General features: G+C 35.8%; 22 protein-coding genes and 1 tRNA gene. 16 read left to right on the forward strand and 7 right to left on the reverse strand.

Annotated features, from left to right (window positions below; genetic code table 11):
* Window positions 1-77: 77 nt before the first annotated feature.
* Both cdaA and folP read right to left on the reverse strand, forming a co-directional pair.
* Window positions 78-851 (reverse strand): diadenylate cyclase CdaA, encoded by a 774-nt coding sequence (gene cdaA / locus L1I30_RS10150; RefSeq protein ID WP_236134178.1) that lies wholly within the window; start codon window positions 849-851, stop codon window positions 78-80.
* 36 nt (window positions 852-887) lie between these two features.
* The gene (gene folP, locus L1I30_RS10155) at window positions 888-1,712 is read right to left on the reverse strand and encodes a dihydropteroate synthase (protein WP_236134179.1); all 825 of its coding nucleotides are present in this window, start codon (window positions 1,710-1,712) and stop codon (window positions 888-890) included.
* 97 nt (window positions 1,713-1,809) lie between these two features.
* Here folP and L1I30_RS10160 point away from each other — a divergent pair, with 97 nt between their 5' ends.
* From L1I30_RS10160 to L1I30_RS10190, 7 genes are all read left to right on the forward strand, one after another.
* Complete coding sequence (locus L1I30_RS10160) at window positions 1,810-2,355, forward strand: DUF1599 domain-containing protein (RefSeq protein ID WP_236134180.1); 546 nt, start codon at window positions 1,810-1,812, stop codon at window positions 2,353-2,355.
* 12 nt (window positions 2,356-2,367) lie between these two features.
* Window positions 2,368-3,462 (forward strand): BT_3928 family protein, encoded by a 1,095-nt coding sequence (locus L1I30_RS10165; protein ID WP_236134181.1) that lies wholly within the window; start codon window positions 2,368-2,370, stop codon window positions 3,460-3,462.
* 164 nt (window positions 3,463-3,626) lie between these two features.
* Complete coding sequence (tpiA, locus tag L1I30_RS10170; RefSeq protein WP_236134182.1) at window positions 3,627-4,382, forward strand: triose-phosphate isomerase; 756 nt, start codon at window positions 3,627-3,629, stop codon at window positions 4,380-4,382.
* Window positions 4,382-5,218: a 50S ribosomal protein L11 methyltransferase gene (gene prmA / locus L1I30_RS10175; RefSeq protein ID WP_236134183.1), complete on the forward strand. Its 837-nt coding sequence runs from the start codon at window positions 4,382-4,384 to the stop codon at window positions 5,216-5,218. The genes tpiA and prmA overlap by 1 nt, the downstream gene beginning before the upstream one ends.
* 54 nt (window positions 5,219-5,272) lie before the next feature.
* A complete protein-coding gene (locus L1I30_RS10180; protein WP_236134184.1) occupies window positions 5,273-5,551 on the forward strand; it encodes an ATP-dependent Clp protease adaptor ClpS in 279 nt (92 codons plus the stop codon).
* 139 nt (window positions 5,552-5,690) lie between these two features.
* Window positions 5,691-6,527: a M57 family metalloprotease gene (locus tag L1I30_RS10185; RefSeq protein ID WP_236134185.1), complete on the forward strand. Its 837-nt coding sequence runs from the start codon at window positions 5,691-5,693 to the stop codon at window positions 6,525-6,527.
* Between the two features lie 124 nt (window positions 6,528-6,651).
* A tRNA-Arg gene (locus tag L1I30_RS10190) sits at window positions 6,652-6,725 on the forward strand.
* 90 nt (window positions 6,726-6,815) lie between these two features.
* Here the strand turns inward: L1I30_RS10190 and L1I30_RS10195 are convergent.
* On the reverse strand, window positions 6,816-7,976 hold the full coding sequence (locus L1I30_RS10195; RefSeq protein WP_236134186.1) for a saccharopine dehydrogenase family protein: 1,161 nt from the start codon (window positions 7,974-7,976) through the stop codon (window positions 6,816-6,818).
* Window positions 7,977-8,257: 281 nt separating this feature from the next.
* Between L1I30_RS10195 and L1I30_RS10200 the strand changes: the two genes are divergently transcribed.
* Window positions 8,258-9,334 (forward strand): anhydro-N-acetylmuramic acid kinase, encoded by a 1,077-nt coding sequence (locus tag L1I30_RS10200; RefSeq protein WP_236134187.1) that lies wholly within the window; start codon window positions 8,258-8,260, stop codon window positions 9,332-9,334.
* 65 nt (window positions 9,335-9,399) lie between these two features.
* Entirely contained in the window at window positions 9,400-10,785 is a 1,386-nt protein-coding gene (locus L1I30_RS10205; protein ID WP_236134188.1) for an alanine/glycine:cation symporter family protein, read from the forward strand.
* 60 nt (window positions 10,786-10,845) lie between these two features.
* Here the strand turns inward: L1I30_RS10205 and L1I30_RS10210 are convergent, their stop codons facing one another.
* Complete coding sequence (locus tag L1I30_RS10210) at window positions 10,846-13,215, reverse strand: S9 family peptidase (RefSeq protein ID WP_236134189.1); 2,370 nt, start codon at window positions 13,213-13,215, stop codon at window positions 10,846-10,848.
* Between the two features lie 154 nt (window positions 13,216-13,369).
* On the opposite strand from L1I30_RS10210, the gene L1I30_RS10215 reads away from it, so the two are divergent.
* Window positions 13,370-13,885 (forward strand): adenine phosphoribosyltransferase, encoded by a 516-nt coding sequence (locus tag L1I30_RS10215; protein ID WP_236134190.1) that lies wholly within the window; start codon window positions 13,370-13,372, stop codon window positions 13,883-13,885.
* On the opposite strand, the gene L1I30_RS10220 is transcribed toward L1I30_RS10215, so the two are convergent.
* The 3 genes from L1I30_RS10220 to L1I30_RS10230 all read right to left on the reverse strand — a co-directional run bounded on the left by L1I30_RS10220 (window position 13,882) and on the right by L1I30_RS10230 (window position 16,289).
* Window positions 13,882-14,034: an SsrA-binding protein gene (locus L1I30_RS10220; protein ID WP_236134191.1), complete on the reverse strand. Its 153-nt coding sequence runs from the start codon at window positions 14,032-14,034 to the stop codon at window positions 13,882-13,884. The genes L1I30_RS10215 and L1I30_RS10220 overlap by 4 nt on opposite strands.
* Window positions 14,035-14,146: 112 nt before the next feature.
* Window positions 14,147-15,928, reverse strand: a complete 1,782-nt coding sequence (locus L1I30_RS10225; protein ID WP_236134192.1) for a M56 family metallopeptidase — start codon at window positions 15,926-15,928, stop codon at window positions 14,147-14,149.
* Entirely contained in the window at window positions 15,921-16,289 is a 369-nt protein-coding gene (locus tag L1I30_RS10230; RefSeq protein WP_236134193.1) for a BlaI/MecI/CopY family transcriptional regulator, read from the reverse strand. The genes L1I30_RS10225 and L1I30_RS10230 overlap by 8 nt, the downstream gene beginning before the upstream one ends.
* Window positions 16,290-16,422: 133 nt before the next feature.
* On the opposite strand from L1I30_RS10230, the gene L1I30_RS10235 reads away from it, so the two are divergent.
* The 6 genes from L1I30_RS10235 to L1I30_RS10260 all read left to right on the forward strand — a co-directional run bounded on the left by L1I30_RS10235 (window position 16,423) and on the right by L1I30_RS10260 (window position 22,554).
* The gene (locus tag L1I30_RS10235) at window positions 16,423-17,367 is read left to right on the forward strand and encodes a calcium/sodium antiporter (RefSeq protein ID WP_236134194.1); all 945 of its coding nucleotides are present in this window, start codon (window positions 16,423-16,425) and stop codon (window positions 17,365-17,367) included.
* Window positions 17,368-17,489: 122 nt separating this feature from the next.
* Window positions 17,490-19,676, forward strand: coding sequence for a glutamine synthetase III family protein (locus L1I30_RS10240; RefSeq protein WP_236134195.1), 2,187 nt, complete (start codon window positions 17,490-17,492; stop codon window positions 19,674-19,676).
* A 311-nt stretch (window positions 19,677-19,987) separates the two neighbouring features.
* Window positions 19,988-20,752 (forward strand): hypothetical protein, encoded by a 765-nt coding sequence (locus L1I30_RS10245; protein ID WP_236134196.1) that lies wholly within the window; start codon window positions 19,988-19,990, stop codon window positions 20,750-20,752.
* Window positions 20,753-20,841: 89 nt separating this feature from the next.
* Window positions 20,842-21,363 (forward strand): hypothetical protein, encoded by a 522-nt coding sequence (locus L1I30_RS10250; protein WP_236134197.1) that lies wholly within the window; start codon window positions 20,842-20,844, stop codon window positions 21,361-21,363.
* A 48-nt stretch (window positions 21,364-21,411) separates the two neighbouring features.
* On the forward strand, window positions 21,412-22,134 hold the full coding sequence (locus L1I30_RS14340; RefSeq protein ID WP_236134198.1) for a CsgE family curli-type amyloid fiber assembly protein: 723 nt from the start codon (window positions 21,412-21,414) through the stop codon (window positions 22,132-22,134).
* A 12-nt stretch (window positions 22,135-22,146) separates the two neighbouring features.
* Window positions 22,147-22,554: a curli production assembly/transport component CsgF gene (locus L1I30_RS10260; protein ID WP_236134199.1), complete on the forward strand. Its 408-nt coding sequence runs from the start codon at window positions 22,147-22,149 to the stop codon at window positions 22,552-22,554.
* Window positions 22,555-22,557: the final 3 nt, after the last annotated feature.

Genomic DNA, 22,557 nt, shown 5'->3' on the forward strand with positions numbered 1-22,557 from the left:
GATATTGCATAGTAGGGTCTATAAGATTGGTGGGGAGACAAGGGTAGTAAACTAAGAGAAGATTTAACTCAATTTAATTAAGTTAGGTCTTCTCTTAGTTTATTAATAAGCTCATCGGTATCTTCAAAAATCACAAATTCTCCATCTTTTACGTAGGAAATCTGTCCGGTTTCTTCACTTACTACTAAGGCGAGTGCGTCCGTTTTCTCAGTAATTCCAACTGCCGCCCGGTGTCTCAATCCAAATCTTAAAGGGATGGATCTATCATTGGATACTGGTAATATCACTCTGGTAGCTGATATCTTATTATCTGCAATTACAATGGCGCCATCATGTAAAGGAGAGTTCTTGTAAAATATAGACTCGATGATGGGCTGATTAATCTCAATATTCATCGTATCACCTGTATTCTTAACAAAATCTAGGTTGGTGCTCTTTTCAATAATTATAATAGCACCGGTATAATCTCTTCCCATACTCTCACAAGCTTTTACTATAGCATTGATGTTGGTGTTGATCTGGGTTTCATCTTTAACAAATTTGAATTGTCTCAAGAATTTTTTTCGTTGGGTAAAGTTGGTCGAGCCAATCATCAATAGGAATTTCCTGATCTCTTGCTGAAAAACAACTATAAGAGCGAACATCCCTACGCCTATAAACTCACCAAAAATTCCGCTAAGCAGTTCCATTTGAAGAAGGCGGGTAATTTGCCACATAAAATAAACCATTCCCACCCCAATAAAAATATTAACGGCTACAGTACCCTTTACAAGTTTATATAGATAATAAAGTAGAATGGCAACAAATACAATATCTACAATATCGAGTATGCGGAGGTTTAGGAAATCCAAATTTTGAGACTTTATGTAAAAATAGAAAATATAAGTTTAGTTTGTAAGTTGAGATGTTAATTTGACAACTTCCATGGCTTCTTTAACGTCGTGTACCCTTAAAATATGCGCTCCTTTAGAAACAGCAAGGGTATTTAAAACAGAGGTTCCATTTAAAGCATCTTCAGCATTAAAACCAAGCGTTTTATAAATCATAGATTTTCGAGATAGGCCAGCTAATATGGGGAGATCTAACATTTTGAAGAGTTCTAAATGCGATAAAAGCTCAAAATTTTGAGCGATGTTCTTCGAGAATCCAAATCCGGGATCTATAATAATGTCGTTTATTCCCGCAGCTCGGGCAAGTGTAATCTTTTCTGAAAAATAATATAAAATATCCTGCGTAAGGTTGTTGTATTCATTTAAATCTTTCATGGTTTCAGGAGTGCCCCGCATATGCATCATGATATAAGGCACCTGATATTTCGCAACGGTTTCCATCATTTTTTCATCTAAATTTCCTGCTGAAATGTCGTTGATAATCGCAGCGCCTGCTTCTATTGCTTTTGCCGCCACCTCGCTTCTAAAGGTGTCTATTGATATAATGCTTTCCGGAAAATTTTTCTGAATAGCTTCAACTGCAGGTACAACTCTGGATATCTCTTCAGTGATGCTGATGTTATCTGCTCCCGGCCTACTACTATAACCTCCAATATCCAAAAAAGTAGTGCCTTGTTCCAGCATTGTTTCCGCAGATTTTATCAGTTCTTTTAAAGAGCTGCTTCTACTGTTTTCATAAAAAGAATCCGGGGTAATGTTCAAGATTCCCATTACTTTGGGAGTAGAAAGATCTATAAGCGTTCCTTTACAATTAATGGTCATGTGAATGCGATTGATTTCAATAGCCGGTAGGTTATGAAAAATTAACTTTGACTATCTTAATTATTTGCCCGAAATTTACGCAAATTAGAATGTTTTTATGAAGGATACTTCAAAACAATACGATGCGGTCATTAAAACCTGCCGAGACTTGTTTGTCAATAAAATGAAAGATTACGGAAGTGCTTGGAGAATTTTAAGACTTCCTTCCCTTACCGACCAAATTTTTATCAAGGCACAGCGAATTCGCAGTCTTCAGGAAAATGCTGTAAGAAGAGTAGATGAGGGGGAAAAGCCGGAATTTATTGGTATCATTAACTATTCGGTTATGGCGCTCATTCAGTTAGAAAAGGGAATTGCTACTCAGCCGGATCTCTCTCCAGAAGAAGCTTTGGAATTGTATGACCTGAAAATCGCACAAACCAAAGAACTTATGGAAAATAAGAACCATGATTATGGAGAAGCCTGGCGTGACATGCGCGTAAGCTCTCTTACCGATCTTATTATTCAGAAATTACTACGGGTAAAACAAATAGAAGATAACAAAGGAAAGACCTTGGTGAGTGAAGGAATTGATGCTAATTATCAGGATATGATCAATTACGCGATTTTTGCCATGATCTTAATGAATGATTCTCCAGAATAATAAAGTGTATTTATGAAGTTACTTGTTGGGATTGCCAGAATATTTGTCGGGATATTATTTATTATTTCCGGATTTATCAAGTTAAATGATCCCATAGGCTTTTCCTTTAAGTTACAAGAGTATTTTGGAGCAGAGGTACTTAATTTAGAATTTTTAATTCCCTTTGCCTTAGTGATTGCCATTATTTTGGTGGTATTTGAGTTGGTATTAGGAGTGATGCTTATAATAGGGTATCTGCCAAAATTCACTATGTGGAGTTTGCTGCTCATGATTCTCTTCTTCACCTTTCTCACATTTTACTCGGCATATTTTAATAAAGTAACCGATTGCGGCTGTTTTGGAGATGCCATGCCTTTAACGCCTTGGCAATCTTTTACGAAGGACGTGATTTTGCTTGTTTTAATACTGATACTTTTTTTTAATCAAAAAATGATCACTCCCATACTGGTGCCCGCTTCCCATAGATGGGTGATATTCCTGGCATTTATGCTTTCTTTCCTTTTTGGCTACCATGTATTAATGCATTTGCCATTTTTTGACTTTAGAGCATATAAAGTGGGAAACAACATTTTGGAAGAAATGGAACTGCCCCCGGATGCTAAAAAAGCTGAATATGAATACAGGTGGAAGTTCCTTCAAGACGGAGAAGAGATAGTAATTATCAATAAAGGGGCTTATCCACAAGTTAAAGGTGAATATATAGGTGTTGAAACTGTTACCATTTCTGAAGGAGATGTGCCCGCGGTTCATGATTTTATTATTATGCACAATGATCAAGATGTAACCCTAGAACTACTTAATGAACCTAAGCTGCTATTGATAGTTGCCTATAATTTAAGAAGTACTGAGCTGGAAGGATTTAAAGCTGTTAAAAGGCTTGCATCGAAAGCGCAAGCTAAAGGTTATAAAGTTGTGGGATTAACTTCCTCGGGAAAAGAATTACAGCAGGAATTAATAGCGAAATTCAATTTAACATTGGATTTTTATACAAGTGATGAAACCACGCTGAAAACCATTGTAAGGGCAAATCCGGGAATTTTGATTTTGAACAGAGGAACCATTACTCAAAAAGTTCACTGGTTTGATGCAGACGAGATTCAGCTGTAACAGTATTTCTGACGCTTAGATTATTAATGGATGTTAATCCTTGTTACTTTCTTTAAGCGAATCAATATATTTGTGAAACATAAAAAATAAGTTTAGAATTTAATCATTAATTGACTACAAAGCTCAATTTAAAGGAGTTAATAAAATCAACTAAAATAAAAACCATGAGAAAGAATATAGTTGCAGGAAACTGGAAAATGAATAATGATCTTGCTGAAACTCAAGAATTATTATCACATATAAAATTACAGTGGGTGAAAGAACCAAAGGCAGAAGTTATCGTTGCTCCGTCCTACATCAGCCTGTATAACACCTTTCAATCTCTAAAAGATACTCCTATAAAGGTAGCTGCCCAAAACATGCATTTTGCTGAAAATGGTGCCTATACAGGGGAAGTTTCAGGAAAAATGTTGAAGAGCGTTGGTGTGGACACTGTAATAATTGGCCATAGTGAGCGTCGTGCTTATTTTAATGAAACTGATGAAGTTTTAGCTAAAAAAGTAACTTCTGCAATTAGTCAGGAAATGACCGTTATCTTTTGTTTTGGAGAAGAATTAAAAGACAGAAAATCTGATAATCATTTTGAATTGGTAAAAGAGCAGTTAGAAAACGGACTTTTTCATATTTCTAAAGACGACTGGAAAAATGTAGTATTGGCTTATGAGCCGGTTTGGGCCATAGGAACAGGAGAGACGGCTTCTCCAGAACAAGCTCAGGAAATGCATGCTTACGTTAGGAAATTAGTAGCCGATAAATTTGATGAACTTACAGCAAGCCAAGTTTCAATATTATATGGTGGAAGTGTAAAACCGAATAACGCTAAAGAGATATTTGTGAAAGAAGATGTAGATGGCGGCCTTATTGGAGGTGCTAGCTTGAATGCTGTAGATTTTTTAACCATTGTAAATTCATTTGAATAATGCCCTTAAATTATATTGAATTCGACTTTAAGATCAGTCCGCTTCAGCCTGCTAGCGAAATATTGATAGCTGAGCTGGGTTATGCTGGTTTTGAAAGTTTTGTGGAGAATGAAGATGGTGTAACGGCCTATATTCAGGTAGAGGAATTAGATGAAGAGCAATTAGCAGGAATTCATATTTTACATTCCGGGGAATTTGATATTAGCTATACTTCGAAAGAAGTAGAACAAGTTAACTGGAATGAGGCCTGGGAGAAGAATTTCTCTCCTATTGTGGTAGACGATAATTGTTCGGTGCGTGCACCATTTCATGAAAAACCGGCAACGGAATTTGATATTGTTATCGAACCTAAAATGTCGTTTGGAACCGGGCATCATGCTACAACACATATGATGTTACAATTTATCTTAAAGGAAGACTGGGAAGGAAAATCGGTGCTGGATATGGGCTGCGGAACAGGTGTCTTGGCTATTTTAGCTGAAATGCGAGGAGCTACACAAATAGATGCAATAGACATTGATAATTGGTGTTTTTTGAACACTGAAGAAAATGTTGAGCGAAATAATTGTAAGAATATATCTGTGTATGAAGGTGCAGCAGAATTGCTCGAAGGAAAGTATTATGACAGTATTATAGCTAATATCAATAGAAATATTCTTTTAGAGGATATTCGTATTTATAGTAAGTGCTTAAGCACTGGCGGTAAGCTGTTTTTAAGCGGGTTTTATACAGAAGATATTAAATTGATAGAAGCAGAGTGCAACAAACACGGGCTTAGCTTAGAAGCAGAATTGAATCGAGATAATTGGGCGGCAGTAAGCTTTTTAAAGAACTAAATTTTATAAGATTTTGTATCTTTGTAACTGAATTTCAATAGATAACATAGGAAGATGAGCACGAAAGAAGAAGTATTAGAAAAGGTGAAAACCAAATCTGAAAAGCAGCAGAACTACGAAATTGTACTTTTTAATGATGATCACAATACGTTCGATCATGTTATTGACACCCTTATCAATGTCTGTGATCATACTCCAGAACAGGCAGAGCAATGCTCTATTTTGGTGCATTACAAAGGGAAATGCACCGTAAAAACAGGGGCGTATCCAGACCTCAAGCCAAAGTGTTCTAAATTATTAGACGCAGGACTAAGCGCGGAAATTGTTGGATAATCTTCATGTTTTGTAAGAAAATCATTAATTAAACGTAAATAAATTCTTACAATTATAAATATTTTGTTAAGTTTAGGTCAGAATTAGTTCAGATTTTGAAGCACCCAAATTAAAATCAACTATCTATTAAAACCTACTTATGAAATTAAACAAACTATTTTTATTCCTTGCTGGTACAGGAATAATTTTCACCTCTTGTGAAAAGGAAGAATTAACAACTACTGATGAAACCATGGCAGTAGAAACCCAATCAAAAGTACCACAATCTGTATTAGATCAAATAACTGCGCTTCACTTCAACCCCGAGGGTGCTGAAGTAGGAAAGGTATTACTTCCCGATGGCAGTTTTGAAAAGACCTACATAGTGGAAGGTGATATTATTCTAAGTGCTGATCAACTTAATAATTTGAGCCCGAGTAATATTACAGATAAACAATACCGAACCAACAATCTTGTTAGTAATAACCGCACTATCAACATTATTGGCTATACCGGAGGTTCTCAAGCTTTAACATCTAAGCAACGTACGGCACTTCAATATGCCGTGGCAAACTACAATGCCTTAAATATTGGATTGGATTTCACATTGACTTTTGGAACCAATTATACTCCTTATGATATTGTGGTTTATCAAACCAACAACGGTCAGGCTGGAGGAGTGGCAGGTTTTCCAAGTGGAGGAAATCCTTATAAATACGTTCAAATTTTCAACGGAATGGAAAATTACAGCGTAGATACCAATGAGCATGTAATGACTCACGAAATTGGACACACTTTAGGAATGCGTCATACCGACTGGTTTAGCCGTCAGAGCTGTGGACAATCTGGAGAATCTGCTGGATCTGATGGAGCTGTTCATATTCCTGGTACCCCAACCGGATATGATGCTACTTCAGTAATGTTAGCTTGTTTCTCTGCTAGTGAAGATGGAGAATTTGGAGCTAATGATGTCACCGCATTCGAATACTTGTATTAAAATAAATGGGTGTTTCAAAATCATATACAATGGGCGCTTTTGCGCCCATTTCTACTTTTTATAAAAAAAATGAAATTATGCTTTCATATAGTGAAAATATAGCATATATTTGCACCCGCAAAACGGCCTCGTGGCGCAACTGAATAGCGCACTTGATTACGGCTCAAGAGGTTCCAGGTTTGAATCCTGGCGAGGTCACAAAATTAAATCCTAATTACTTAGTAATTAGGATTTTTTTATTTTATAAAAATTACATCTTTATCATTATTCGAAAATGCAACGGATATATTAGTGAGTATCTTTTTCAAGTACCTTCCCATAAACAGGAGTAATAAAATTACCATTTAAAAACTGCTTAGGGTCTATTTGACTTTGGAGTATAATTCCCTTTTTAGAAGATTCCAATAAAAATTGAGCTGCCTGAAGCAAGGGAGTAGCGGTTGTAGTTTGAATTGCCCGTAAGATATGTTTACCAACTTTTTGAGGTAGTATGCGTTTAGAGATTTCCTCTCTTCTCAATATTCCTTGTGAATCCTTACCTTCCACAGCGGCATATAATACAATTTGATCATATTCTATATTAGGAATTAAGATTTGCATTTTTTGCTGTAGGCCTTTAATATTACCATATTTGTTTCCCAAGCTTGCTATTTGTTCTTTTATCCACGAGTAATGGCCTGGCCATCGAAGCGTTTTATAATCGAGTGTTTTTACCTTCCCAGACAAAGCATCAGGAAGATCTGCCGCACCGCCTGAAGTTAGATCTTCTTCATAGGTGATACCATCAATGATAATTTGTGACCTTTCAGATAATGCAGGGAGGCTTGTTTTTTCAGAATTCCTCAGCGCTACTACATCCTTTAAATATTCGGTAGCGACTCCCACGGGGCTCCAGGTAAAACCATAATAATGTGGTGCCACGGCATTCATAGTTAGAGCACCTACTTTCATCTCTAGTTTATCAACTTTTCCTACTTTATAATCATTGCAGAATTGTTGAAAAAGGCCATTGGCCAAAACATCTATATACCCAGGGGCAAGACCGGTTTGAAGAATAAATCCTGTTTCGGCATCTTTTGCCACAGCCATTATTTGATTGGTCTCGTTTACATATTCTGTGAGATTCACATAATGTAAATGATAGTCTTTAGCAAGCTTGGCGATTTTTGGTGCTAAACTACCGGGTAAACAATCAAGAATTATATCTCCTTGGTTGAGTATCGTTTGCATCTCTTCGGTAATGCCTTCCGCGGGAAGATGAAAGGCAGAAATAGAACAAGCTTGGGTAGTACCTCTTTCAATCCACTTTGCCATAGCATAAGCATTCTCAAGAGTTCGATTTCCAATAAAGAGATTGGGAGGAGTAGTACTCCACTCCATAAGAATTAGACCGGCAGCCTGGGCTATTCCCCCGGCGCCGACAATAATAATATTTGCCCGCTTAATCATACCTTAAGTTAGTACTTTTTTGTCTATAATGGATTAGGTTATATTAAAAAACGTAGTAGGAATGTTTCCTTTTTAATTTAAAATTGCTGCTTCTAAATGTTATAACACTTCTATATCTTGTTTTATTATATGTGTAAGATTTTGTGGAGGGGTAAAATGAATTATGAAAATTTTAGAAGATTGGATAAAAACATTTAATCTAAGTAACTTAGCAGGATTGAATATTAAAGAAACTACAAATCTAGATGGAATTCCTCTATCTATAATTTTCACCCTTAGAAATGACTAAAAGATCATTTAACGTCATTGGCCTAATGTCAGGAACTTCTCTTGACGGATTAGACCTCGCTTATTGCAAAATTTTTAAAGAAGAAAATGCTTGGAACTTTAAGCTGTTAAAATCCAGGAGTATAAATTATACCGAAGTTTTTCGGAATACCCTGAAAGCAAGTGTAACTCTTTCTTCCGTTAATTTACTCATTTTGAATAATAGTTTTGGAACATATCTGGGTGAGCAAGTGCGTGATTTTATAAATGAAGAGCAATTGGAAGTCGATTTTATTTCCAGTCATGGACACACTGTTTTTCATCAGCCTGAGAAAGGACTTACTTATCAAATAGGTTCCGGTCAACATATTGCAACTGCCAGTAATCTTAAAGTGATTTCCGACTTCAGGACAAAGGATGTGACATTAGGGGGTCAGGGAGCACCGTTTGTTCCCATAGGGGATCAACTTTTCTTTTCGGACTTTGATTTTTGTCTTAATCTGGGAGGAATTAGCAATATTTCCTATTCCGAAGAGGGCAAGAGGATAGCCTTTGATATCTCTCCGGTGAACATGCTTTTGAATCACCTTACCAATAAAATAGGAAAAGCATATGATGACAATGGAAACCTTGCGAGAAAGGGAACTTTAAATTCAGAACTATTGAAGGAACTGAATGAGCTGGAATTTTATAAACTCCCTTTTCCCAAATCGTTAGGTTATGAATGGTTTCAGGAGAAAGTTATTCCAATTATAGATGCTAGTAGTAATAGTATTGAAGACCTTCTCCATACTTCCGTGCATCATATCGCCTATCAAATAGCCGAATGTGTAAATAGTACTGCTAAAGATGCTTCTTCCAAACTTCTTGCAACGGGAGGGGGCGCTAAAAATGGTTTCTTTATTGAAACCTTACAGCAATACTTACAAACCACTAAATTGATTGTGCCTAATGAAGAGCTCATAGATTTTAAAGAAGCTATCGTATTTGCTTTAATGGGAGCTTTGCGAGAAACAGAAGAAATAAATGTTCTTAGTTCAGTAACAGGTGCGTGTAGGAATTCGTGCTCTGGAGTTATCTATTTACCGTAAGTTTTGACATTTTACACATTATTCACTAAAATTTGTTCACTTAACACCTTTAGCTATATTTGCTTATGACCACACTTGACAGTTTTATTGCCGAATTTGCCTCTTTTGTTTGGGGATTACCACTTTTAATTTTGCTTATCGGCGGCGGATTCTATCTTCTAATAATTTCAAAATTTCTTCCTTTCAGGTATTTAGGACATGCCTTGCAGGTGTTACGAGGAAAGTATGACAATCCGGATGATCCCGGAGAGATAAGTCATTTTCAAGCTTTATCTACTGCCTTGTCTGCTACCGTGGGAATGGGGAATATTGCGGGAGTGGCAGTGGCCATAGCCATTGGAGGTCCCGGAGCGATATTTTGGATGTGGGTGAGTGCAATTATAGGTATGGCGACCAAATTCTTTACCAACAGTTTGGCGGTAATGTACAGAGGAAAAGATAGCGATGGTAAAATCCAGGGAGGTCCTATGTACTTTATAATGGAAGGTTTAGGGAAAAAATGGAAGCCAATGGCTATTATGTTTAGTGTAGCAGGTCTGGTGGGAGCATTACCGGTGTTTAATGTGAATCAATTAACTCAGGCTATCAATTATATTTTGCTTGAGCCTAATGGAGTAGAAGTAGGTTTGACAACTAATTTAATGATTGGGCTCGTACTAGTAATTATAACGTCTATTGTAATTTTTGGCGGGCTTAATAGAATCAGTAAAACTGTATCTAAGTTAGTACCTGGGATGGTTGCTCTTTATTTCTTTTCGGTTTTGATCATACTTTTTATCAATCTAGATCAAGTACCCTATTATTTCTCCTTGATCTTTAAAGAAGCTTTTGCAGCCAAATTTTATACCGGTGAACCGTTTTTAGGTGGGGTTCTGGGTGGTTTGATCATTCTTGGAATTCGACGTGGTGCATTCTCTAATGAAGCGGGGATTGGAACAGCGCCTATGGCTCATGGTGCGGCAAAGACCAATGAACCTATAAGAGAAGGTTTGGTGGCTATGCTAGGACCTGCCATCGATACCATTGTGGTATGTACTCTTACGGCTTTGGCGATATTGGTTACCGGAGTTTGGCAAACTTCTGAGCAGAATGGGGTGAGTTTGACTGCTGCAGCATTCAACGATTCTATCCCTGTTTTTGGAAATTACCTGTTGCTAATTTGTATTGCCATATTTAGTATTTCTTCCTTATTTTCTTATTCATATTACGGAACAAAGTGCTTGTCATTTTTAATAGGTGCCGATAAAAAACACTACTATAACTATTTCTACATCCTTAGTATTTTGATGGGGGCAACTACAACGCTTAGTATGATGATCAACCTAATTGATGGATTCTTCGCCTTGATGGCAATTCCCACCATGGTATCTACATTAATTTTAGCGCCTAGCGTGCTTAGTGCAGCTAAAGATTATTTTAAGAGAATGAAGGCTAATAAACAAAGGGCGTAACCAATATATACAAACAAAAAAGAATCCCGGTATTAGCCGGGATTTTTGATTTTATAACTCTTATTTATTGAGAAGTGTTTCATTAAATAAGTTAAGAATACGTTTGTATTCATCGGTCCAACTGCTGGGTTCTATGAAACCGTGATCTTCTACAGGGTATAAGGCCATTTCCCAGTTTTCTTTTTTAAGTTCTATTAAACGCTGAGAAAGACGAACTACATCCTGAAAGTGTACATTTACGTCGAGCATTCCATGTGCAATTAATAAATTCCCTTTTAGGCCTTCAGCAAAATAGATAGGAGAAGATTGTTTGTAGGCAATAGGGTCTTGTTCAGGAGTATTCAAGATATTCGAGGTGTATCCGTCGTTATAATGAGCCCAATCGGTTACCGAGCGTAAAGCTGCTCCAGATTTGAAGGTTTCTGCTTCATTGAATAAAGCCATTAATGTAATGAAGCCACCATAACTTCCACCATAGATCCCAATGTTGTCTTTGTCTATACCATGTTCTGCAACCAGGTATTCAGCCCCATCCACTTGGTCAGATAAATCTTTACCGCCCATATGTCTATAAATACCTGTTCTCCAATCTCGGCCATACCCGGCGCTTCCCCTGTAATCGATATCCAGAACAGTATAACCCAAGTCGGTTAATAAATTATGGAACATATATTCCCTAAAATAACTGGACCACCATTTATGTGCGTTTTGAAGGTATCCTGCGCCATGAACAAATATTACTGCAGTTCCATTTTTATTAGAAATTTCGGGTTGATAAATTCTAGCAGGTACCATTGTTCCATCTTCAGCTTGAAATTTTATTAAATCGGGATCTCTCCATTTATAAGCTGTAAATTCTTCCGATTGCCCGGAAGTGAGTTGTTTTGCTATAGAATTGGAAGAAGTCTTTTTAATGTATAACTCCCATGGTTTGTTGCTGTATGAATAAAGAATTACCATTTGTTTTTCATCTGGCGATAGGTATACATCGTTATTCCCGATCACTGTGGTAAGTTTCTCCATTTTTCCTCCATACAACGGCATTTTATAAAAATGACGTTCTCCCGGTCCTTCCTGTGAGGTAGTTAGGTACCAGGATTTTTTATCTGAAGAAATAAAAGGTTCAAAAACTTCATACTCACCTGCAGTAAGAGCCTGTTTGTTGGTTGTTTCAATATTCAATAAATATAAATGGGAATAACCACTTTGTTCAGATTGAAAATAGATCGTTTTATTATCTGGCAACCAGCCCAGCGTCCCACTGCTATATGAATAACCTATTCCCGGACCAGCGATCCAGGCTTCATCTCTTTGCCTGTCTAAATTTTTAAGCTTACCAGTATCTAAATCTAATAAAGTGATCCATCTGTCCTTATTATCGGTAGAACGAATATTCACAATAGCATTCTGGCTATCATCCGAAAAAATTGTACTCCATGGAATTACACTTCTATCAGATTTCTCCCAGGTTCTATTCGGATAATATTTAACATAATCTGGCTGGTCTTGTATCCCCGGAAGATTATTTGTTTGAGCAGGATAAACAGTATCTTTTTCAATGTTGTATATCAGCAAATCTATTTTTCCAGGCTCATCTCCCACCTTACTTCTGGTGTTGAGGTCCTGGGTATATCCGGAAGCATCTACATAATTGGGAACTATGGTATTTTTATTGTCGCTTCTGGTAATTAAGTTGAATGTAGCATATTTACCCGAAGGTGAAAGTTGAAGATTGCTAATAACTTTGCTCCCGGTGTAAAAGACGAAAGGATCCTTTTTGACCATTTCCTTATAAGCATCACTTTTTTCCTTCTTCTCTTTTCTTTCTTTTATGATCTGAAGTAAGCTGAGGTTTTCATTTTCAAGCCATTCATCTTTTTTAGTTTTTTTTGTATCATTTTCCTTTTTCTCTGTGTTTTTGATGTTGGTCACCTTTTTAATCGAGCCAGAGGAAAGAGAGTATATATAAATGTTGTCGTTAAAATTAAAGGAAACCAGATCCTCATTTTCCATAAATTGCGGATTGCTTATACGCTCCCCAAGATCTATCAGGGTACTGCTGGAATTTGTTTTAGTGATTAACATTTTTAAGTGACCATCTTGAGTGTATATCCTCTTCGAACGTTTCGAATTATAATCCCCATATACAGACTCTAGTTTTTGTTCTTCAGAAAAAGAAGCTTTTATAATTTCATCAGGATTCTTTAAGTTGATCTTATATAAAGAATCAGCAGGGTCTTTCTGAAGATTATAATTGAAATAAATAGTCTTACTATCGGCGCTCCATTTTATATTAGAAGGAAAAGTCCCCATCCAGCTGGGGTCCTGCATTATTTTATCGACACTTAATTCGCTGGTTTGCGCGAAGATTATTTGAGTGTTTAATACTAGAAATAGTACAATAGAAATTTTTTGTAAAGATGTGTGCATAGATGAAATTAGTTTAATAATCAACAAATTGATTGTAGCAAGATAAATAAAAAATTGTCCTAACAGTCCACTCTCTGGTCGTCCTTGAAAAAGAGAATTAAAAAAAGCCTGTGTTATTTCATAAAGGAAAACCTATGTTTTTTATCTTGCAGATATGATTCACCTAGATAAATTTATTCGTGACATTCCAAATTTCCCAAAAGAAGGAATTCGGTTCAAGGATATCACGCCTTTGCTGAAAGACCCCAGAGCTGTAAAAGAAGCCTTAACACAACTATTGGAACTTTTAGGAAACCATACAATTGATAAAGTTGTGGGAATTGAATCTCGTGGGTTTTTCTTCGGAATGCTTATAGCGCAAGAATTGGGCGCAGGATTTGTACCCATGAGAAAACCCGGAAAACTTCCATATACCACTTTTTCTGAAAAATATGAATTAGAGTATGGTTTCGACGCTTTGGAAATTCATGAAGATGCCATCGCAAATGGAGAGAGGGTTTTACTTCATGATGATGTTCTTGCTACTGGGGGCACGGCTAAAGTTGCCTGTAACTTAATTGAAAAACTGGGTGGGGAGATCGTGCAATGCAACTTTTTAATGGAACTATCTTTTTTGAATGGAATTGAAAAATTGCAGGGTTACGAAGTAAAGTCGGTATTGAAATATTAATCCAATGCGTTTTTGGTAACCCACAATTTCCAGCCAATTATGGCCATTTGAACTTTAGTTGCTTTCTGTAGGTCCAAGCGCTTTTTAGAATAGCTTGGCAGTACAGCTTTGTTAAATTTAGAAAGAAATCGAAAGAAACTCTTCTTCATATAGAAACCAGTTTTTTTCAAAGATATTGAAAATGAGAATATAATGAACTAAAAAGTGGATAGGCACTAATAATAGCGCCTATCCACTTTCGTTAGCTAATAAAGTTTTCTATTATTCTTTCTTTGTCTTTGTTGTGATCTCTATAACTCCATGCATACCTTTTTCTCCGTATTTTTTTGTAGCCGCATCACCTTTTAAAACATCGACTCTTTCGATGTCTTGGGGGCTGGTAGTATTAATAATTAGATCGGATGCTTGTTCCTGTCCATCTATAACTACTAAAGGTTTTTCGTTCTTATTCTGAAAGACGATCTCTGTTTTGGTGTCTTCAGGAGCTTTTCCTTTTTCAGCCTTGTTCAGTTTTATAACTTTTGTAGCTTTATTTGTTTTCCAAGTAAGGGAATCCTTAGAGGTAAATATTACTTTGCTACTGTTATTACTATATGCTCTAATCACCTTAACTGTTCTTTCGTTCTTCGGCTTAAGATCTACTATAACAACGCCATTTTTTCCTTTTGTTCCGTACTTTGTTGTAGCGCTCTTTCCTTTTAATACATCTACCATTTTTATAATGTTAGGATTTAAAGTATCTATTGCAATTGCGTCCACAATCTCATCATCAATAATATAAAGTAAGTCATTGTTTTCATTCTCGTCCTGTTTGTAAAATACAGTAGAAGAATTATTAGTCGTTACTTTTATATGTTTGGTGGCAGATTGGATATTCAGTTTCTCATCTTCATTTAACGTTATGGTGAAAGTTTCTATGCCTTTAGAATCATTTACAGCATAAGCGCCAGATTCTTCGTTCGTCTTGTGTTTGTATTTAACCTTGATACCGGTAAGCTGCCCTTCATTAGAATATTTTACGTTTTTAAATTCAAGCTTAATTCCTGCTTTTTCAAACTCAGACTCATATTCTTTCAGGGTTTTTTCTGAAGTATTTTTATTAACAACTACTGAAATTAGATCGTTACTTTCGTACTCTACCTCTACCACTTCAATATTGCCGGAAGTTTTAACCTGTGCAAGCGTTTTTACATTGAAGCTTAGCATTAATGCGATAATAACTGGAAAAATTAAAGCAGCTTTCCAAGAGTTGTTAGTTTGTTTCGATTTGTTGTTTAACATAACTATTCGTTTTTTGATAAATGATTGATGAAAATTATTAGTAAGGGCAAGATTGAAATTGCCTGTAGAAACTTTAATAAGAGCTTTTTGATATTCTTTAATTGACGCGGGAACTTCGCTGGCGGTTTCATTATCTGCGATATATTCTAAATTTTGTTGAATACCTTTAATATAAAGCCATGCTAAGGGATTAAACCATTGGTATATCAAGTGGAAATTTGCAATTAGAATATCGGCAGTATGCCATTGTCTTACATGTGTTTTTTCATGTTTCAAAATAAAATCTAATTCGGTTTCAGAATGTAAATCAGGATTATAAACCACATAGTTCATAAATGAAAAAGGGGCGATTTCTTTTTCTGTGAGCACAAATTTTATATTTCCATCCTGATGGTAATCTTTCCCCAATATCAAATTTAAGAGTGACGAGGTTTGAAGAAGGAACCTGATTATCATGAAGCCTACTCCTAATAAATAGATCGTTAAAAGGACGTTCTCCCAAGTAAAATAAGAGTTCATGTTAGCAGTGCTTATATCTGTATAATTTACAGATGAAAGCTCTAATGGCTGTATAGGTGTTTCTATTAATACTGTCTTTGTGAAATAGATACCTGGTAGAATTGCAGCAGCAAATATTCCGCTCATCAAAAAACGTCTGTTTAAATTAAAAGTGATATCCTTTTTCAGCAGAAAATGATATATTCCGTAAAACAGGCTAATTAAAAAGCTGCTTTTCGCTAGGTATATTAAAAGATCATTCATTAGAATCTTTATTTTCAATAATATCTAAAATCTCTCTCAGCTCTGCTGCACTTATCTTTTCTTCCTTTGCGAAAAACGATACCATGCTCTTATAGGAGTTGTCAAAAAACTTCTTGCTAGCGGTCTGCATAAATTGCTTTCTATACTCTTCTTTACTAACGGCAGGGTAGTACTGATGCGTTTTACCAAACGCGGTATGAGCTATATACCCTTTTTCTTCTATATTCCTGATAATAGTAGAAACAGTATTATAATGCAGATTCTTCTCTGGAATTTCGGCTAAAACTTCCTTAACGAAAGCTTTTTTGAGCTTCCATAGCACATGCATTATTTCTTCTTCTTTGTTGGTGAGTTTTTCCATATTTAAAGAGTAATATTCTTTGTGATCGGTTCAAATATAACTATAAAAATCGTTTCAAAACTATTTTTATAGTTAAAATTAGAGAAGTGCACATAGTCCTAACTTTCTTTATCTTCGCCAAAAAATAGAATAAATGAGCATTTTATATATTTTACTAGGTTTTGTATTACTGGTTGTTGGGGGAGAATTCTTGGTGAGATCTTCTGTGGCTTTATCCTTTAAATTAAAGCTATCTAAAATGGTGATAGGTTTAACCGTAGTGTCTTTTGCTACTTCGGCGCCAGAATTACTGGTTAGCTTACAAGCTGCTTTAAATGGATTTTCTGATATCTCCCTGGGAAATGTAATAGGATCCAACATAGCTAATATAGGATTGGTATTAGGAATTACTGCTATCATTGCCCCGCTTACGGTAGATAAAGATTTCTATAAATTCAACTGGCCGGTAATGATGGTCTTTTCTATGATGCTCTATTTCTTTTTAAGCAGTGGAGACAATTTATCCAGATTAGAAGGCATTGCATTGCTCTTAGGTATTGGATTATACCTTATAATATTGATTATGCGATCTCGTAAAGCCCATGTAGAGGTAGATGGGGTAGACGATTCTTTGCTGCAAACCTCTAATTTTAAAATGATTGTTTGGTTACTTATTGGAGGAGTTGCCCTGTATGCAGGATCTGAGTTTTTAGTAACAGGAGCGGTAGATCTGGCTGAAATGATGGGGGTGAGTGAGCGCGTAATTTCGGTAACTATGATTGCTGTTGGAACAAGCGTTCCAGAGTTGGCAGCTTCGGTAATAGCCGCTTTAAGAAAGGAAAAAGCAATTTCTCTGGGGAACCTGATAGGTTCCAATATCTTCAACATTGCATCTGTATTGGGAGTGACAGCTCTTATTCAGCCTATAGCTGTTAAATCGGAAGCTATCCTAACCAGCGATATCTTTTGGATGATAGGTTTCGCATTTATATTAATTCCGTTAGTTCTTATTCCAAAGAAATTTGTTTTAAATCGCTATAAAGGCATTTTTTTGTTCGTTAGCTATGCTGTTTTTGTGGGATTAGCATTTTTAGGATAATTTTAAGGGCATATTCTTATTTTAAGTATATTTTAATAATTTTCACCCCTTATTTTTAGGGGGTGTATTGGTAAAACGTGTATTTTTGCGGGAATTAATCTTTAATTTTCAAACAACACAACATGTCTACCTTAAGATTTCAAGCTTTAAAAGAAACCCTGAACCGTAAGCCAGTTCAAATTGATGAAACCCTAAGAAGATCAGAGCTCTTTGGAAAAAACGTTTTTAACGAAACGGTAATGAGACAATTCCTTACTAAGGAAGCTTACCAAAGTGTCGTTGATGCTAATATCAAGGGAACTAAAATTAGCCGTGTAATTGCCGATCATATTTCTACCGGAATGAAAGAATGGGCGATCTCCAAAGGAGTTACTCATTATACTCACTGGTTTCAACCATTAACAGGTTCAACTGCAGAGAAACACGATGCTTTTTTTGAAACCATTGGCGATGGATTAGCTATTGAAAAATTTGCAGGTAGCCAATTAGTACAACAAGAACCCGATGCTTCTAGCTTTCCAAATGGAGGTATAAGAAATACCTTTGAGGCTAGGGGGTACACTGCATGGGATCCAACATCTCCTGCATTTATTTATGGTACAACTTTATGTATTCCTACGGTATTCGTGTCTTATACCGGAGAGGCCTTAGATTATAAAACTCCTCTATTGCGAGCTTTACAAACGATAGATCAGGCAGCAACCGATGTAGCTAAATATTTTGATAAAAATGTTACTAAAGTAACCGCAACCCTTGGTTGGGAGCAGGAATACTTTCTTATAGATTCTGCATTGGCAGCTTCTCGTCCCGATTTACAATTATCGGGTCGTACCCTTTTAGGTCATTCTCCTGCTAAAGGACAACAGTTGGATGATCATTATTTCGGGTCTATTCCTTCTCGTGTTCTTTCTTTTATGAGAGATTTAGAGATCGAATCTATGTTATTAGGAATACCTGTGAAAACCCGTCATAATGAAGTGGCTCCAAACCAGTTCGAGTTGGCACCTATTTTTGAAGAAGCTAACTTGGCTGTAGATCATAACTCCTTATTAATGGATGTGATGGATAAAGTTGCTGAAAGACATAATTTTAAAGTGCTTTTTCATGAAAAACCATTTAAGGGAATTAATGGAAGTGGTAAACATAACAACTGGTCGTTAAGTACAGATACGGGAGTTAATTTATTAGGGCCTGGAAGTACACCAATGAAGAACTTGCAGTTTCTTACGTTCTTTATCAACACTATTAAAGCAGTGCATGATAATGAAGAATTGTTAAGAGCTACTATTGCAAGTGCGTCTAACGATCATAGATTGGGAGCTAATGAAGCACCACCAGCAATTATTTCTGCCTTTATTGGAAGTCAGTTAACAGCGGTTCTGGATGAGCTTGAAAAAGTTACCGATGGAAAACTTTCTCCTCAAGAGAAAACAGACCTTAAACTGAACGTTGTAGGGAAGATTCCTGAAATATTATTAGATAATACAGATAGAAACAGAACTTCTCCTTTCGCATTTACTGGTAATAAATTTGAATTTAGAGCTGTTGGTTCCACGGCTAACTGTGCGAGCCCAATGACTGTTTTAAATACTATAGTAGCGAAACAACTTATAGAATTTAAAAAGAGTGTAGACAGTCTTGTGAAAGACAAAAAAATGAAGAAGGATGATGCCATCTTTAATGTGTTAAGAGAGTATATCAAAAAATCTAAGAAAATTCGTTTTGAAGGAGATGGTTACGGTGATGCATGGCAAGAAGAAGCAGCTAAAAGAGGATTAAGTAATAATAAGACAACTCCGTTGGCTTTACAGGCCCAAGTCTCTAAAAAGGCGATTGCGCTTTTTGAAGAAATGGGAGTAATGAATAAAAGGGAACTTGTAGCAAGACATGAGATCGAGCTGGAAGATTATTCTATGCGCATTCAAATTGAAGGACGTATTTTAGGTGATATTGCTCGAAACCATGTAATTCCAACAGCAATTAGATATCAAAATATCTTAATTGAAAACGTACGTGGACTTAAAGAAATCTTCGAGTCTGATTTTGAAAAACATTCTAAAGAACAGTTGAGCATTATTAAAGAGATATCTAATCATATTGAAAACATTAATGCTGATGTTACCGATATGATTGAACAGCGTAAGAGAGCAAATGTTATTGAAGATGCCGAAAAACGTGCGTTTGCATATTGTGATGATGTGAAACCATTCTTCGAAAAGATAAGATACCACTGTGATAAATTAGAGTTATTGGTAGATGATGAGCTTTGGCCATTAACCAAATATAGAGAGCTATTATTCACAAGATAATGTGGATATTGTAGGAATATTCCTGTTAAAACCCTGATGCTATCAGGGTTTTTTTGTTTAAAATGAGAATATGTTAAAAAGATTAAGGTCTTTTAACAAATATTTCAGTTGTTAGTCGAAAAGAATTTATTGTAAGTACTCTTTTTTATACATTAGCTATGCGATTCAGTGGAACCCTCACTCCAACCCCCTTACAAATGGATCGTACATAAATCACATACACCCCTTTATTGAATACCCGCCCCATAACTACGGATTAATTTCCGAGTTCAAATATGTAATTTTTATTAACCATTTAAATATTTACAATTATGAAAAAAGTTATGTTAAGCGCTCTAGCGCTAATGTGTGGAACTATGGTCTTTGCTCAGTACAATGCAAATGACAGTGACATTAACCAAAACGGGTATTACCATACCGCTACTGTTAGTCAAGTTGGTACGAACATTCATACCTCCGTTATAAATCAGGATGGATTTAGCAGTGATGCAATGGTGACTCAAACCGGAGAATGGCAGAATTCGAACATTGATCAGCAGGATGAACAACAGCATGCTGAAGTGACTCAAAGCGGTCATGGAAATGACTCTCAAATTACTCAGGTTGGTGATAATGATAATTTTTTCTGGTGGTTGGATCCAATTAATAATGAAGCTTACGTAACTCAATCAGGTCGTCATGATACTTCTGAAATCAATCAAGATGGAGATGACAATAAGGCTACTGTTACTCAAAGTGGATTTTTTGATTATTCTGGTGTAGAGCAAGATGGAAGTAACAACGAAGCAACTGTATCTCAAAGTGGAAGATTTAATTATTCTGATGTAACCCAAGATGGAGGTTATAATGATGCCACAGTAACTCAAAGTGGATTCCGTCAACATTCTGAAGTAACTCAAGATGGTTGGAGAAACGACGCTACTGTATTACAATCTGGTGGTATTAACTACTCTTGGGTATTACAAGATGGTAATGATAACATGGCTAACGTAACTCAATCCGGTTATGGAGATGTTAGTAATGTAGATCAAATTGGAAATAACAACGCTTCTACTGTAACTCAGTCAAGTTTCTAAAGATCACTTTAAACATTAAAAATGTAAAGAAATTAAGAGTTGTTTTTAAGATAAAACAGCTCTTAATTTTCTTAATTAAAACTCGTATCATGAAAAAACTAGTTTATTTTAGTTTCGTTCTGATGTTGTTTCTTGTCTCTTACTTCCCCTCAAATGCACAAATAATAACTACAATATCAGCGGAAGGTTATTCAACGACAAATTTACAGGAGTGGACACTTTTTTCTCAAAATAGGCCAGCCGATGCTCTTTTGGCTAACAGGTATCAACAGGGGAATCAAATCTATATCCAACAAATTGGTGATGGAAATATAGTGGAATCAAACATCAATGCTAAAAAAAGTGATGTTGAATTTTCACAAGATGGTAATGATAATTTTATTAACTTAACTGCTAATGTTAAAAGCTTAGTGGCTGATGTGGAACAGAATGGGAATAATAACTACTTCTTAGACAGTGTTAATTCTCCCACCAGTAATATCTCTATTAACTTAACACAAAATGGAGATAATTTGCTTTTTGAAAGATATGGATCAAATTCCATAGGCGATAATATCAGGTTTAATATGACCGGAGATTCAAAATCGATTATTGTAAGAAATTATAAATAAAGAATGGGATTCGTAAAGAAAATATTAAAGTTTAGATGCTTAATTACTGTGTCATTCTTATTTGTTTTTTTTACCGGAGTTTCTCAAAATTTTAATTCAAAAGTGGAGGCTATAATTACAGCTTCCAATGTTAATGATGGAATCTTAGAACTTATTTCATCTGCAAAAAATTTAACTGAGGCTAACTATAGTTTACGTTATGAATTTTCTGTAATAACCTATGATGAAAATAATAACTCTTCTAAAAACGCTCAGTCCGGCCGCTTTACCTTAGAACCATTTGAAGTGAAAAGCCTGTCTACAACCTCAGTTTCTATAGGTTCAGGCCAAAAGACAATCATACTACTGGTAATCTACAATCAGGATGATGAAGTTATAGGAACCGCCAGAGAAGTATATAATGACAAGGAGGCGGAAAGTAAACCTGCTGAAGAAAAATTATCTTATCAAAGGCCTAACGAAGGAATAGAATTAACGGGAATGGTAACCGAGAACACCAAAACTAAACCGGGAAAAGATTTTTATGGTTTTTTCTATCAGAAATATAGTTTAAGCCCGGAACAGGGAAATAAGATTATTTCTATAGATGAGGTAATTAGTTTTGGGAGAACCACCAAAATAATGGTGAAGGTGGAAGATAAAATTGTTTTTCAATTTTATGCAAGACCTAAACTGGATTACCTAGAGGAAAAAGCCGATCAGGCTTTAAGGCAAGTAAATCGGTATTTTGAATATCTCAAAAATAGAAGTGAAAGCATTAATCATTACTAAATACAAGCGCCTATGAAATCTATAACTTTACTTTTCTTTCTTATTATTGCAGGTTGTTTTTATACCCAGGCTCAGGAATTGGTGTATAGACCTGTTAATTCTGCTTTTGGTGGGAATCCCTATAATTATCAGTGGCTTCTAAGCTCTGCACAATCGCAAAATGGATTTAAGGATCCTAACGCCTCGGGTAGTGAGGAGCTCACAGAATTAGAACAATTTACTAAAAGTCTTAATTCCCAACTTTTAGGTCAGGTTACCCGGCAATTATTTACCGATCAATTTGGAAATTCAGGCTTACAACCCGGAAGTTATACTTTTGGGAGTTTGGCGGTAGATATTTACCCGTCAGACCAAGGTCTCGTTATAAATATATTAGACACTAATACAGGCGAACAAACCCAAATTATAATACCAAACTAACCT

Source organism: Gillisia lutea (genome assembly GCF_021568705.1).
Taxonomy (GTDB): domain Bacteria; phylum Bacteroidota; class Bacteroidia; order Flavobacteriales; family Flavobacteriaceae; genus Gillisia; species Gillisia lutea.